This is a genomic window from Oceanisphaera ostreae (genome assembly GCF_042676125.1).
Classification (GTDB): Bacteria; Pseudomonadota; Gammaproteobacteria; order Enterobacterales; family Aeromonadaceae; genus Oceanimonas; species Oceanimonas ostreae.
Window position 1 is genome coordinate 11,425 of the sequence record NZ_JBHTJS010000011.1, and the last position, 15,081, is coordinate 26,505.

The 15,081-nt window shown below is 49.2% G+C and carries 12 protein-coding genes; 7 read left to right on the top strand and 5 right to left on the bottom strand.

Going from position 1 to position 15,081, the window contains the following annotated elements; translation table 11 throughout:
* Positions 1-422 precede the first annotated feature (422 nt).
* From ACFQ1C_RS04195 to ppsR, 4 genes are all read right to left on the bottom strand, one after another.
* Positions 423-1,508, bottom strand: a complete 1,086-nt coding sequence (locus ACFQ1C_RS04195) for a PQQ-dependent sugar dehydrogenase (protein WP_379557282.1) — start codon at positions 1,506-1,508, stop codon at positions 423-425.
* A gap of 224 nt (positions 1,509-1,732) precedes the next feature.
* The gene (ppnP, locus tag ACFQ1C_RS04200) at positions 1,733-2,047 is read right to left on the bottom strand and encodes a pyrimidine/purine nucleoside phosphorylase (RefSeq protein WP_379557283.1); all 315 of its coding nucleotides are present in this window, start codon (positions 2,045-2,047) and stop codon (positions 1,733-1,735) included.
* Between the two features lie 417 nt (positions 2,048-2,464).
* Positions 2,465-3,871: a uracil-xanthine permease family protein gene (locus ACFQ1C_RS04205; protein WP_379557284.1), complete on the bottom strand. Its 1,407-nt coding sequence runs from the start codon at positions 3,869-3,871 to the stop codon at positions 2,465-2,467.
* Between the two features lie 350 nt (positions 3,872-4,221).
* Positions 4,222-5,034 (bottom strand): posphoenolpyruvate synthetase regulatory kinase/phosphorylase PpsR, encoded by an 813-nt coding sequence (gene ppsR / locus ACFQ1C_RS04210; protein ID WP_379557285.1) that lies wholly within the window; start codon positions 5,032-5,034, stop codon positions 4,222-4,224.
* 178 nt (positions 5,035-5,212) lie between these two features.
* Here ppsR and ppsA point away from each other — a divergent pair, with 178 nt between their 5' ends.
* From ppsA to queE, 4 genes are all read left to right on the top strand, one after another.
* Positions 5,213-7,588 (top strand): phosphoenolpyruvate synthase, encoded by a 2,376-nt coding sequence (gene ppsA / locus ACFQ1C_RS04215; protein WP_379557286.1) that lies wholly within the window; start codon positions 5,213-5,215, stop codon positions 7,586-7,588.
* Between the two features lie 141 nt (positions 7,589-7,729).
* Entirely contained in the window at positions 7,730-8,440 is a 711-nt protein-coding gene (gene queC / locus ACFQ1C_RS04220) for a 7-cyano-7-deazaguanine synthase QueC (protein WP_379557287.1), read from the top strand.
* Positions 8,440-8,796 carry a 6-pyruvoyl trahydropterin synthase family protein gene (locus ACFQ1C_RS04225; RefSeq protein ID WP_379557288.1) on the top strand — a complete coding sequence of 119 codons (357 nt, stop codon included), beginning with the start codon at positions 8,440-8,442 and terminating at the stop codon, positions 8,794-8,796. Before queC ends, ACFQ1C_RS04225 begins: the two co-directional genes overlap by 1 nt.
* On the top strand, positions 8,793-9,560 hold the full coding sequence (gene queE, locus ACFQ1C_RS04230; protein ID WP_379557289.1) for a 7-carboxy-7-deazaguanine synthase QueE: 768 nt from the start codon (positions 8,793-8,795) through the stop codon (positions 9,558-9,560). Before ACFQ1C_RS04225 ends, queE begins: the two co-directional genes overlap by 4 nt.
* Positions 9,561-9,725: 165 nt before the next feature.
* On the opposite strand, the gene moeA is transcribed toward queE, so the two are convergent.
* Positions 9,726-10,967, bottom strand: a complete 1,242-nt coding sequence (gene moeA / locus ACFQ1C_RS04235) for a molybdopterin molybdotransferase MoeA (RefSeq protein ID WP_379557290.1) — start codon at positions 10,965-10,967, stop codon at positions 9,726-9,728.
* 669 nt (positions 10,968-11,636) lie between these two features.
* Between moeA and folE the strand changes: the two genes are divergently transcribed.
* From folE to speA, 3 genes are all read left to right on the top strand, one after another.
* The gene (gene folE, locus ACFQ1C_RS04240) at positions 11,637-12,293 is read left to right on the top strand and encodes a GTP cyclohydrolase I FolE (protein WP_379557291.1); all 657 of its coding nucleotides are present in this window, start codon (positions 11,637-11,639) and stop codon (positions 12,291-12,293) included.
* A 308-nt stretch (positions 12,294-12,601) separates the two neighbouring features.
* Entirely contained in the window at positions 12,602-12,874 is a 273-nt protein-coding gene (locus ACFQ1C_RS04245) for a SelT/SelW/SelH family protein (RefSeq protein WP_379557292.1), read from the top strand.
* A gap of 268 nt (positions 12,875-13,142) precedes the next feature.
* Positions 13,143-15,047: a biosynthetic arginine decarboxylase gene (gene speA, locus ACFQ1C_RS04250; protein ID WP_379557293.1), complete on the top strand. Its 1,905-nt coding sequence runs from the start codon at positions 13,143-13,145 to the stop codon at positions 15,045-15,047.
* Positions 15,048-15,081: the final 34 nt, after the last annotated feature.

Sequence of the window (15,081 nt, forward strand, 5' to 3'; positions counted from 1 at the left end):
ATTCAGTCTCTGTTTCGCCGTCACTTTTGCTTATGCCTAACCTCAGGTTTTACCATAAAAGATCCCTTTCAGATCAGAACGCTATTTTTCCGTGCTTCTCGTAAGTAAAGAGTCGTGTATTCCGTGGCAAAAATAGATTTTGGGGCGATGTTTAAACCGTGACGGGTGAAGCGTAAAGAGTGAAGAGGACAACATGGAGCTAAAAACCATGCCCACACCAGCCTGCATATTCAGTCTCTGTTTCGTCGTCACTTTTGCTTGTGCCTAACCTCAGGTTTTACCATAAAAGATCCCTTTCAGATCAGATCGCTATTTTTCCGTGCTTCTCGTAAGTAAAGAGTCGTGTATTCCGTGGCAAAAATAGATTTTGATCTGTTGGCTCTTTGTTCCTCTGCCTCTTTCTTGGTTTTAAACTGGACTTCTCACTCATCGATTGCCGGCAGCAACTTAAGCAACTGGCCATTCGTCTCATCGGTTAGCAGGTAAATACCGCCGTCTTTAGCTTGCACCAAGGTACGAATACGCACGTCTAGCTCTTCAAGCAGCGCCTGTTCGCCAATGATTTTGGGGCCATCTAGTGTTAGTCGCACCAGTTTGCGGCCCGCTAAGGCGCCAACAAACAATGAGTTTTGCCACTGGGGGAAGTGCTGTCCGCGATAAAACAGCATGCCAGAAGGAGCAATAGACGGCACCCATACCCAAAGTGGGTCTTCCATGCCATCCAGATGTGTATTTTGGCTGATAACGCCGCCGCTGTATTCTCGGCCATGGGTCACCAGAGGCCAGCCATAATTGGCACCCGCTTTGATGAGATTTACTTCGTCACCGCCGCGCGGGCCATGCTCGTGGGTCCACAGTACACCGCTGTGCGGATGAATGGCGGCGCCTTGAATATTGCGGTGACCGTAACTCCAAATTTCGGGTTTGGCATTGGGGGTATGTATAAAGGGATTATCAGCAGGCACGGTGCCATCGTCATGCAAGCGGAGGATTTTTCCCAGATGATTATCGAGCCGTTGCGCCATATCACGGGAGTGATAACGCTCGCCGGTGGTAATAAACAGATAACCCTGATTGTCGAATACCAAACGAGAGCCAAAGTGCGCACTGCCCGAGGTTTTGGGGTGTTGCACAAAGATGACTTCTACGTTGCGAAGGGTAGAGCCATGCAGCTGTGCTCTGGCCACGGCGGTGCCGGAGCCCCCTTTGCCAGGTTGACTGTAACTGAAATACAGCCAACGATTGTTGGCAAAGTTGGGGTGCAGGGCCAAATCAAGCAAACCGCCTTGCCCCGCATTTGTCAGCGTGGGCAGACCGGTAATCGTGGTAGGGTTGCCATTGACGCTGAGGCGCAGTAAACGACCTCTACGCTCGCTAACTAATAGCTCGCCGCTGGGCAGCTCTACCAGTCCCCAAGGATGGTGTAGGCCCTGCGCTAGGGGGAGAACACGATATTCGGCGGCCAGTGGCGTGGCCAGCAAGCTTAGTAACAGCAATAGTATGGGCATCCTAATTTCCCTTTAGTTTTGGGCTAACGGTTGGGCTAACTATAGCCGAAGGAGTAGAAACGGTGAGTCAGCAAAAGGTACTCGTGGGCATGGGATGGCAGGAGCTGCAGAGGTATTTGTATAGCAAGCCGATTTCGGTGGCAGACGTAGAAAATCGTTACTTCCAATGAGGATAAAGCTGGGTATTTAAGCACTCTGTCTCGCAAGGTAGAGTGCTTAACAACTTAGTCGAAATAAGAGCAGCAATAATCCACTAGGGTATGGATTTTTAATTTGAAAATGGCGTTGGCTGGCACATTAAACGATTCACCGCCCTTAATGGCTTGCCAAAGCTCAGTGTCTGGCAGCTGTACTTCTAGCTCGCCGGCAATAATCTCCATCAACTCGGCCGCGGCCGTGTCAAAGGTATACTCGCCAGGCAGCATAATGCCTAACGTTTTGCGACTGCCATCGGCAAACTGGATTACGCGGCTGGTGACCTTGCCACCGTCGTACACATTGGCCTGCTTGATAACGGTCACATTATTGAATTGAGTCATGAAACTTCCTGTCGCCTTAAAAAGAGACCATGGTTATAGCACAAGGGCAAAGCCTTGAAACCGCCTTTTTGCCAAGTAAGATATTTGCGCTTATACCAGTTGATCAGATTTTTATGTCTTCTGTAGATACTCTGTTGGGTGTCAAGGTCTCACGTTAGTTTTGTAGGTTGGTCTCTTTTAGGCCGTGCCACCATTATTGTGCGAATAAATTCGCCCCTACAAAAAACAAGGAGCCATCCTGATCGTAGGGTCGATTTCAATCGACCAAAACCATAGCACGGCCTAAAGAGGTCGAATACTCCTTGCCTAAATAAGGCGACCCTACGCTCGGGGTGGGTTGGTATTAGACATAAAAAAAGCCGGTCTTGCGACCGGCTTTTTAGATACTGAATGTTAGCTTAACTTAAGATTTATTCCTTAGTTGGCGCCTTCAGCTTTTACTTTTTTTTGGACATTATCAGCATCATCGCTGCTGCCATTCATGTCTTTTTCAATTTGCTCACGCTCACGCTTCTCGTCTTCAATAGACTTCTTAGGCAACACGATATTCATAATGAAGGCCATTAGCGCGGCAACAATTACTGGGCTAGTCAGTGTTTTCAGCATATCTGGCAGCTGACCAACAGCGGTAGGTGAAGCGTGGATACCCATTGCCATAGCAACAGACAAGGCGGCGATAGTCACGTTACGTGAAGACAGCTCGTCTTTAACCAGTAACTGAATACCCGTCATGGTGATCATGCCGAACACTATGATGGTTGCACCACCCAATACCGGGTAGGGGATAGTGGTCATCGCGGCGCCAAACTTAGGCAGCAAACCGGCCAAAATCATAAAGATACCAGCAATGCCCAGTACATAGCGGCTGATAACTTTGGTCATAGCGACGATACCCACGTTCTGACTGAACGAAGAGGTAGGCAGAGCACCAAAGAAAGAACCAATCAGCGTAGTAAAACCGTTACCAATCAAACCGCCAGACAATTCTTTATCTTTTAATTCGCGGTTCATACCACCGATAGCAGTCGCAGATAAATCACCAATGGTTTGTACTGAGTTAACGATACAGATAATAACCATCGGGATAATAGCTTCAATAGGGAAGTGCAGGTCAAAGGCTAATGGCATTGGCAGCATTACCCAATCGGCATCAGCAATCTTGTCAAAGCTCACCATACCTAAAGTAAATGCCAACACATAACCGGCAACAATACCGATGATGATGGCCGCTAGGCGGAAGTAACCTTTACCAAACTGCGAACAAGCCAATACAATTACTAAGGTAGTCAGGCCGACTAACCAGTTTTGGCCATCGCCAAAACCAGGAACACCAGGCTTACCGCTACCGGCCATGTAGTTAATCGCTATTTGATACAAAGACAAACCAATAACTAATACTACGGTACCCGCAACAACCGGTGGGAAGAGGTGGCGAATTTTCTTAATAAAAATACCCACCACAATCATGGCGACACCACCGATAATCTGCGCGCCCATGATACCTTCGATGCCATATACTGAACCTACGGCAATCAGAGTAGGCACATAAGCAAAGCCCACCCCGAAGATAGTTGGCATTCTAGAACCCATGGGCCCAATAGGATAGAGCTGCAGCATGGTAGAAATACCAGAGAAGAACAACGCTACTTGTATAAGTAATGTTACTTCTGCAGGGCTCGCACCGACTACACCACCAACAATAATAGGTGGCGTAACGGCCCCCATGATCATGGCCAGAATATGCTGGAATGATAGCGGCAGTGCTTTGCCGAAAGACGGCTTGCCGTAGAAATCGAATATTGACTTGCTTTGACTTTGTTTCATTGCAATGAGTCCCTGAGTTTTGCTCAAGTGGGGCCGAAGCTTGCTGGGCAAAATGCGCCAACGCAACAACAGCCACCAGTAATGACGTTAATCGCCGGAGTTCATGATGAACCAGCCTTTTTTGTATGCACAGCTTCTGGTGAGTGAAGCTGTTTATACAAAAAAAACACACCATATCCAGCAAAAACCAGACGCACAACTGTGATGCGACTTGCGTTGTGTTCGACTGCTTGGTTAAACACTAGGTGCAATGTATACATTTATGTAAACACTAAATCAATATTTTGTTTGTTTTTGTGTGCAATGTTTCGGGGTAGATCGCAAAAAAATATTTGTTTTTTTGTACTCAATTAATAGATCCGACGCGGGATACCAGTGCGCTCCAAAATCTTCACCGAAATCTCCTCTACCGAATGATAGGTGGTATCAATAAAGGGGATGGCTTCCATACGAAATAGTCGCTCAACTTGGCCTAGTTCATAACGACACTGAGCGGCGGCTGAGTACCCGCTGTTGGCCATGCGACGCTGGCGGATCTCTTGCAGGCGATTAGGATCAATAGTTAGGCCAAACAGCTTATGCCGGTTGGCTTTAAGCGCCTTTGGTAGCTCCATTTGCTGCATGTCTTGGTCAATAAAAGGATAGTTGGCTACGCGAATACCAAATTGTAATGCTAGGTATAAACTGGTGGGGGTTTTGCCACAACGAGAGACGCCAACCAAAATAATATCGGCTTCATCATAGGCCTTAGTGGTCATGCCATCGTCGTTTTCTAGGGCATAGTTCACCGCATCAATTCGGGTGTCATAGTGCTTTCTATTTTCCATCCCATGAGTACGATTAATACGCGGATCGGCTTTTACCCCGAGCTGTTGTTCTATAGGAGCTACAAAAGTGTTAAGAAAGTCGTAACATTTTGCCTCGCTGCTGGTGATAATGTTACGTAATGTCGAATCCACTATGGTGTGAAACACCAGTGGTTGCTTTCCGCTTTGGCGATAGCTGTCGTTAATTTTGTCTTTAATTGCCTGCGCCTTCCCTTCATCCCCTACAAATGGCACGGTAACTTGCTCAAAGGGCAGCGGAAATTGGCTTAATACCGCATGACCAAAAACTTCGGCTGTGATCGCCGTCCCATCAGAAACATAAAAAACTGTGTGCATTAGGCCTCCAGATCTCACTTTTGTGTATTGGTGCAGGTTAAACTTTACCTACATTTTATCGCCATTGTAGAATCATTCTGTGCCGAGGCATATCTAAGTAAGGCTCTCGATAATAATAAGCTACACGCACACTTATAAATATTTGCAACCCAAAACATCATTAGTTGGAGACGTGGCCGTGAAGGAATATGTAATTTGGTACGAGCAACTCGGAATGAACGACGTAGACCGAGTAGGTGGTAAGAATGCCTCTTTAGGTGAAATGATCAGCCAGTTGGCCGGAGTCGGCGTGTCTGTGCCTGGTGGATTCGCAACCACGGCCTATGCCTTTAACGAATTTTTAGAGCAAAGTGGTCTTAACGCCAAAATTCATGATTTGCTCGACACCCTCGATGTCGACAACATTGCAGCCCTTGGTCAAGCAGGGAAAAGCATTCGTCAATGGATCATTGATACGCCATTTCAACCAGAGCTTGAAAGCGCCATTAACGATGCTTATCAGACGTTAACGGGTAAAATGGGCGACGAAGCTTCGTTTGCCGTACGCTCGTCTGCTACCGCAGAAGACATGCCCGATGCTTCGTTTGCCGGGCAACAAGAAACCTTTTTGAACGTACGCGGTTTAGACTCGGTGATGGAGTCCATTAAGCACGTATTTGCTTCCTTATTTAACGACCGCGCTATTTCTTATCGAGTGCACCAAGGCTATGCACATCAAGGTGTTGCGCTGTCTGCTGGTGTTCAGCGCATGGTGCGCTCAGACATTGCATCTTCGGGTGTGATGTTTACCATCGACACCGAGTCGGGTTTCGACCAAGTGGTGTTTATTACTTCATCTACCGGTTTGGGCGAAATGGTCGTGCAGGGTGCGGTTAACCCCGACGAATTTTATGTGCACAAGCCAACGCTTAAAGCGGGGCGCCCAGCGGTTGTACGTAAAACCTTGGGTTCTAAGCTGCAGAAGATGATTTATGCCAAGGGCCAAGCATTAGGCCAGCAGGTTGATATTAAAGAAACCACTAAAGAAGAGCGTAACCAGTTCTCGCTGAGCGACACCGAAGTGATGGAGTTGGCTAAGCAAGCGGTGATTATTGAGCAACATTACGGTCGCCCGATGGACATTGAATGGGCTAAAGACGGCTTAGATGGTCAGTTGTACATAGTGCAAGCGCGCCCCGAAACCGTACGCAGCCGCCAAGACAGCAATGTGTTAGAACGCTTTGCGTTGAGTGAGCAAAGCGAAGTGATAGTAGAAGGTCGCGCCATTGGCCATAAAATTGGTGCCGGTCCTGCTAAGGTCATTGCTTCATTGGATCAGATGGATGAGGTGAAGGCCGGTGATGTGTTAGTCACCGACATGACGGATCCAGACTGGGAACCGATCATGAAACGCGCATCGGCTATTGTGACCAATAGAGGCGGGCGTACCTGTCACGCGGCCATTATTGCCCGTGAGCTGGGTATTCCTGCGGTAGTGGGCTGTGGCGATGCCACCAAGCGCATTAGCGAAGGTCAAGAGATTACCGTGTCGTGCGCCGAAGGTGATACCGGCTTCGTGTATCAGGGCAAGCTGGACTTTGATGTTAATATTTCAGAAGTTGGCGCCATGCCCCCGTCACCGGTAAAGGTGATGATGAACGTGGGTAACCCAGACCGCGCCTTCGACTTTGCACAGCTGCCTAACGCAGGTGTGGGATTAGCACGATTAGAATTTATCATTAACCGTATGATTGGTGTGCATCCTAAAGCTCTGCTTAATTACGACAAAGAAAGCCCTAAGCTGCAGCAACAAATTGACGACATTATTGCCGGTTACGACAACCCACGGGAATTCTTTGTTGCCAAACTGACCGAAGGTATTGCGACCTTGGCCTCGGCATTCTGGCCAGAACGAGTGATTGTGCGAATGTCGGACTTTAAGTCTAACGAATATGCCAATCTGCTGGGTGGTGATGCCTACGAGCCAGATGAAGAAAACCCGATGTTGGGCTTTCGCGGTGCATCGCGCTACATCTCCGAAGACTTCCGTGACTGTTTTGCCATGGAATGCGAGGCGATGAAGCGGGTGCGCAACGACATGGGCTTCACCAACGTTGAAATCATGATCCCCTTTGTGCGTACCTTAACTGAGGCTGCGTCGGTGATTGATATTCTGGCGGAAAATGGCCTTAAGCGCGGCGAAGCTGGTCTTAAGGTGATTATGATGTGCGAACTACCGTCTAACGCCTTGTTAGCCGACAAGTTCTTAGCCTACTTTGATGGCTTCTCTATTGGCTCTAACGACATGACCCAGCTGGCGTTAGGGTTAGACCGAGACTCAGGCTTAGTGGCCGCCTCGTTTGATGAGCGCGACGAAGCCGTGAAAGCACTGTTATCAATGGCTATTCAAGCGGCGCGCAAGGCCGGTAAATACGTGGGTATTTGTGGTCAAGGACCTTCTGATCATAAAGACTTTGCCGCGTGGCTAGTAGAGCAGGGCATCGACTCGGTATCACTGAACCCCGATACTGTAATTGATACGTGGTTATATTTGGCAGAACACACGAGCAAGTAATGGGTTAAAAACATCTTACTCATTTAAAAGGGCGCCTTAGGCGCCCTTTTTATTTGCGCTTCTGCTAGTGGGCGCTAAAATGGCCTCAATTTTAATGAATGCCGGTCGCAGCCTACCCGGAAAAAACAAGGACACAATTTGATGAACGCATTATTAATCTGCTCAGGCGGATTCGACTCAGTGACGCTTGCGTATCGCCTAGCGGCAGAAAATGCCCTAGGAGCCTTACTGACGTTTGACTATGGCCAACGCCATAAAAAAGAAATTGATGCCGCACGCCAGTGCGCAGAGCAACTGCAAGTCCCCCTCCTAGTCATGGACATTAGCCACATTGGTGCGCAACTCTCGGGCTCGGCACTTACCGACGACATAGATGTACCTCATGGCCACTACAGCGAAGAAAACATGAAGCTGACCGTGGTACCCAATCGCAATGCCATTATGCTGACCATTGCCTTTGGCGTGGCGGCTAGCCGCGGATTAGATGCGGTGGCATTAGCGGTGCACGGCGGCGATCACTTTATCTACCCCGATTGTCGGCCCGACTTTATTCGACTGTTTGCCCAAATGCAGGCGCAAGCGCTAGACGGCGTGGCCGAAGTGACACTGTTTGCCCCCTATGTGAATGCCGATAAAACCGAGATCGCCCGAGATGCGGCGCGCTTTAATGTGCCTATAGGCGATACGTGGTCGTGTTATGAAGGGGGGGAACTACACTGTGGCCGCTGTGGCACCTGTGTAGAGCGCATCGAGGCCATGACCTTAGCTGACATAATTGACCCCACTCCTTATCAAGATACGCAATACTGGAAAGCGGCCATATCGAAGGTAAAGGCGAAGGTGAACTCCTAATGTATCGTATTAAAAAAGAGTTTCACTTTTCTGCCTCCCATCAGCTAACGCAAATGCCCGACTGGCACCCTTGTGCTCGTTTGCATGGCCATAACTATGTAGTGGTGATTGAACTCAGTAGCGAAACGCTTAATACAGTTGGTTTTGTGCGTGATTATCTTGAGCTGCAAGCCTTTAAAGACTATTTAGATGACACCCTAGATCATCGCCATTTAAACGAGGTGCTGGGTGATGAGTGCACCACGGCCGAGCGTTTGGCCAAGCACTTGTTTGACTGGGCCTGCCACCGCTGGTCCGAAGTGAGCGCCGTTATGGTGTCGGAAACGCCCAAGACCTGGGCGGAATATCGCCCATGAGCCAGATAGCTACCCATACCATCACTAATACGAAAGACGGTGACCACACCATTGCTATTAGTGAAATATTTGGCCCCACCATTCAAGGTGAGGGGGCGCTTATTGGCGTGCCCACCGTCTTTGTGCGTACTGGGGGCTGTGACTTTCGCTGTAGCTGGTGCGACACCCTGTATGCCGTTGAACCGCGATTTAAAGCCGACTGGACACCAATGAGCGCGGCGCAGGTGATGGCCGAAGTAAAATGCTTAAGCGGTGAACAGCCGTTGCTGGTGACCTTATCTGGGGGAAATCCAGCCTTGCAGCCATTAACCGAGCTGTTAGCGCTTGGCCAAAACCAAGGTTATACCTTTGCCATTGAAACCCAAGGCAGCAAGGTACAACCCTGGTTTGCCCAGCTGGATCATTTAACGCTCAGTCCCAAACCGCCCTCAGCCGGCATGCCGTTTAATGGCGCACGGTTTGCTGACTGCCTAGCAGCGGCAGGCATACATACTCAGGTGAGCTTGAAGCTGGTGATTTCTGACGAAGCGGATTACCAGTGGGCACGGCAAATGGCAAAGGCTTACCCGCAGCTACCGCTGACGCTTCAGCCCTGTAATCCTGCACCAGCCACGCCAGAACAACCGAATATTGAAACCGATATTGAGGCGCTTAATGCGCGCTTACGCTGGTTGGTTGACAAGGTAACGGCGGATCGTTGGTTTACCGCACGGGTATTACCCCAGCTACACGTGCTGATCTGGAACAACGAGCGAGGGGTTTAAACAAAGCTGGAAGCCGTCAGCGGTAAGCGATCAGCTAAAGATAAGACTTAACCAACCAAGATCCTGACGTTCGTCAGGAAGACGGCTTAAATATAGCGTCCGCCGCCCAGCTAAATAAAGGGCGGTGTTTATTTTTAGCTAGGCGCTTGGTGCTGGGCGCTGCTTTTACCAATATAAACCGTCGATTAGCTCTAAAGTGACGTGTTCGCCTTCGGCTACGTTGCCGCGGTCTTGTTCAAGATGTAATAAACAGTTGGCTTGTGCCATGGCGCTGAAAACGCCAGAGCTTTGGGCTCCAGCGGCGACTACGCCTAAGCTGCCGTCGGCTTGGGTGCTAACGCAGCCTCGCTGAAAGTCCATACGGCCAGGGGTTTTCTTAAGGGGCATTAACGCCGTTGCCTGCAAAGTAACAGGGGCAGGCAGTGGCTCACCGGCTAGTTTGGCCAAGGCAGGGCGCACTAATAAATGAAAGGTGACGGCGGCGGATACCGGATTACCGGGTAAGCCAAAGAAAGGGCAATCGTTAATCTGGCCAAAAGCAAAAGGTTTGCCTGGTTTTATCGCTAATTTCCAAAAGCCGATACGTCCCACTTCATCTAACACTTGTTTAATATAATCTGCATCGCCTACCGAGACGCCGCCTGACGTGACAATGGCGTCGGCTTCACTGGCGGCTTTCACTAAGGCTTGGCGGATCAGGGCCGGGTCGTCTTTGATAATGCCATAGTCGAGCACGGTAACGCCGAGGCGTTGCAGCATGGCGCGAATACCGATGCGGTTAGAGTCATAAATATCGCCAGGGCCCAGCAGCTCGCCGGGCGTTTTTAGCTCGTCACCGGTAGACAGTAACGCCACGGTTAAGGGGCGGCGCACATACAGTTGCTCTAACCCTAATGAGGATAATACGGCCAGCACGCGAGCATTAATGCGGGTGCCGGCGGTAAATACTCGCTCGCCTTGAGTCAAGTCTTCTGCTGGTTGGCGCACATTTTGCCCTTCGGTAATGGTGCCTTGGGGGGAGATAAAGTTGTGCTCAGAGCGACAGTTTTCTTGCATTACCACCGTGTCGGCGCCTAATGGCAGTGCCGCACCGGTCATAATGCGCACACACTCACCGGTGCCAACACGGCCGTTAAACGGTTGGCCGGCCAAGCTGGTGCCAATAAGAGTCAACGCCGTGCCTTCCTGCACGTCTTCGGCACGCAGGGCATAGCCATCCATGGCTGAGTTGGCAAAAGAGGGCACATCGATGGGAGAGAGAAGGTCGTCGGCTAAAATGCGATTGAGCAGCTGATCAAGACTGACCAGCTCGCTTTTACTCACCTTATCCAGCTGACTCAGCATATCTTGTTTAGCATCAAGATAGGCTCGTAAACCGGGTTGATTACAAGGATCGAAGGTCGTCATAAGTCGCTTCCTATTAACAGTGCCGTGAGAGGTAAGGTGTTTAACACCGAAAACATAGCTGTAAGCTAACTGCTTTAAGCCGTAAGTTAAAGATTAACAACCAGTTAAAAATTTATAGCCGTAATACGCCATCCGCAGTACGTTAAACAGGAGCAGTAAATGTTCAGTACAAAGGCCGCCCTCAATCGATTAAAGCGATGGCACATCTAAAAAGCGGTAGAGTGCTCTTTATATCAAGCATGACCCTAGGGTCTGTTGACCTTTCGAGATGGTTTTTGCAGCAGTTTGTGGTGTCTTTATACAAGGCATCGATTATGCCATGTAGTCACTATCCATCAATAAGCGATAACGCCGTAGAAAGACACCACAAGCGCTGCCCTTCGGGTTCGGCTAAACTCGTTTTTCTCTTTGTTGAGAGATGCTTGCTTAGAATGACTAGGCTACTCACCTCTCGTCGCGATAAAAACGCGTTTAACTCGAACAAAATTTAACCGCGAAAGGTCTATAGACCCTAGTCTTGGTTATTAACTGACAGTGTATGGCACAAAGCCGTGTCTTCTGTGAGCTGCTCCGCAGGGCTTTGGTAATATAGCATTCACTATGGGCGGCAAATGCACTACCATTCTCACAGTCTCATTTTTGTATTTTATTTCTCCAACGGGAACCGCCATGACAGCTTTGAGTGATGCCGCTATTCGGGTTCGATCTGCTCTTGAAAAGCGTGGGTTAGAAACCCCCATGAAAAGCAACAACCTGACTCTTGATGAAAAACAAGCACGTATTACTGGTTTAATGACCGAGATGATGGACGTGCTAGGGTTAGACTTAGAAGATGACAGCCTAGCAGACACACCACAGCGCATTGCCAAAATGTATGTGCGTGAGATTTTCTCCGGTTTAGATTATAGCTACTTTCCTAAAATTACTTTGATCGACAATAAGATGAAGGTCGATGAAATGGTGCAGGTGCGCGATATCACACTAACCAGCACCTGTGAGCACCACTTTGTGACCATAGACGGCACAGCAACGGTCGCATACATCCCTCGATCTAAGGTTATTGGACTGTCTAAAATAAACCGCATCGTGCAGTTTTTTGCCCGCAGACCCCAAGTACAAGAACGACTGACCCAACAAGTGTTGGTCGCACTACAGACCTTGTTAGAGTCCGATGATGTGGCCGTCAGTATTAGCGCCACCCATTATTGCGTGAAAGCGCGCGGAGTGATGGACGCTACCAGCAGCACCACAACTACATCATTGGGCGGTATTTTTAAAAGCCGCGCCGAAACCCGTCACGAGTTCTTAAGCGGCGTAGTACGTTAACCCCTTCGGGGAGCGGTAAGCCATACGCTGTATGCCGTAAGTAAAAACACCGTCTTTAAGCCGTCTTCCTGACGAAGGTCAGGATCTCGCTGTTAATCTTAAACTTACGGCGTACAGCGTAAGACGTGCAACGGTGTTTTCAAAAGACCCAAACCCTGTAGCCCGCGCTTTAGGCGTTGATACTCTCCCTTTCAGCCCACTGCGAATATTCACTGGATATTTAATTAAGCTGAAAGGATTGGTCACGGCGAGGTAAGCTCGCCCCTGCGGAGCAGGAGGGATTGGTATTCGTTATAAGGAATAAGTTAATGAAACCCAGAGTGGAAATTCGTTACTGCTCTTTATGTCGCTGGTTATTGCGTTCGGCTTGGTTGGCGCAAGAGATATTATCTACCTTTAATGACGAAGTGGGTGAAGTGGCCCTAATTCCTGGCGACAAGGGGCAGTTTCAAATTCTCGTTGATGGTCAGCTAATTTGGTGCCGTATCGCCGACGATGGTTTTCCCGAAGCCAAAGAGATTAAACAACGGCTACGAGATACCATTGCACCAGAACGCGACTTAGGTCACAGCGACCGTTAGGGTCTGTTGACCTTTCGCGATGGACGAAAATTGACGGTAAAAAAAGCGCCTTAAAGGAGTGGTTTCCACTGGTCAGCCGTCATGGCTATGTGTAAACTCGCGCCTCTATTTTTAGCGGCAGATGGTGTTAGGCGCTAAATATTCTACCGGCTCTTTAGCTCGGTTAGCTAAAGAACCAAACCGCCCCTGGGCGTGGTAATTTAACGTACCGAACCTGATTTAGGTTCGGATTTTCTGTGACCCTGACATATAGAAGGGACAAAGAATTATGGCCGAATGGTCCGCAAGCGACGCACACAAAATATACAACCTGCCTTACTGGGGTGCTGGTTTTTTTCATCTTGATGAACAAGGTCAAGTGGTTGTTACTCCCGACAAGTCTCGGCCCGATGCTAAAATCGTGCTGTCTGATGTGGTAGAGCAACTAAAATCGGAAGGCTACGCTGCACCTGTGTTGCTGCGTTTTCCTGATATTATTAAAAGCCGTATCGATGCGTTGTTTAATGCTTTTAATGGGGCGATTGCCGATTATGGTTACGAAGGCGACTACTTAACGGTATACCCCATCAAGGTAAACCAGCAGCGTGGCGTGCTGGATGCCGTGACTAAAGCCTATAAAGATAAGCCGCGTTTGGGCCTAGAAGCGGGATCTAAGCCAGAGTTGTTAGCGGTGCTGGCGCACAGTCACGAAACTGAATCGGTGATTGTGTGCAACGGCTATAAAGATAAAGAATACATTCGACTAGCACTGCTGGGCACCAAAATGGGCCATCAGGTGTATATCGTCATCGAAAAGCTGTCTGAGCTGGCCATGGTGATGGAAGAGGCTAAGTGCATTGATGTTGAGCCAAGGCTTGGCGTACGTGCGCGATTGGCGTCTCAGAGCGCGGGTAAATGGCAGTCGAGCGGTGGCGAAAAGTCTAAGTTTGGTTTAAGTGCCGTCCATGTGTTGAGTTTGGTGAAGCAGCTGCGTGATGCGGACTGTTTGCACTGGCTACAACTGCTGCATTTCCATCTTGGCTCACAAATTGCCAATATCCGCGACATTCAAAAAGGCGTGCGCGAATGTGGTCGCTTTTATGGTGAGCTGCGCCGCATTGGTGTGCCGATCAACATCGTGGATGTAGGCGGTGGTTTGGGTGTCGATTATGAAGGTACCCGCTCACAAAGCTATTGCTCGGCTAACTATAATATGCGTGAGTATGCCAACAATGTGGTGTGGGGTATTGGCGATGTATGTCGCGAATTCGACCTGCCGCATCCGTTGATTATCAGTGAATCGGGCCGTGCTATTACGGCTCATCACGCGGTGTTAATTGCCGACGTAATCAGCATTGAGTCTGCTAATCCACAAAGAGCTCAAGCTCCGGCTGAAGATGCGGCTATGCTATTGCACAATATTTGGGAAACCTGGGAAGATTTATGCCGGGAAGATCCGCCACTGCTCGAGATTTATCACGATATAGTGGCAGAGCTGGGTGATGTACATCAGCAATATAATATGGGCCTGATGACGCTGGAAGAGCGCGCCTGGGCAGAGGAAATGCACCTTAATATCTGCTTGGATATTAAATCGCAGCTAAGCCCCGCCAACCGTTCTCATCGTCCGGTCATTGATGAGCTGAATGAAAAGTTAGCCGATAAATGCTTTGTTAACTTCTCGCTGTTTCAGTCGCTACCCGATGCTTGGGGCATTGACCAGATTTTCCCGGTCTTACCCCTAGACGGATTAGACCGAGAGCCGACGCGTCGGGCTGTTATTTTAGATATTACCTGTGATTCTGACGGTGCTATCGACCAGTATGTCGATGGCCAAGGCGTAGAAACCACCTTGCCGATGCCGGAGTTTATACCTGGCCAGCCGCAGTATCTGGGCTTTTTCTTGGTGGGCGCGTACCAAGAAATATTGGGCGACATGCATAACCTGTTTGGCGATACCCACAGTGCAGAAGTGTCGGTAGATGCTGATGGCAAAGTGGTTATCAATAATGTTAAGGCAGGGAGCACGGTGGCAGACATGTTGCGTTATGTGGATATAGACCCATCCGTTATTAACGCCCGTTATGAAACGCTGTTAAACCAGCCTCATCTGGATGAAGAGTCCCGAGCCATGATGCTTCAAGAGCTGACTGCCGGTCTGGAAGGTTATACCTATTTAGAAGAAGAACGCTAAGCCCCTACGGGGAGCTGTAAGCTGTCAGTTAAAG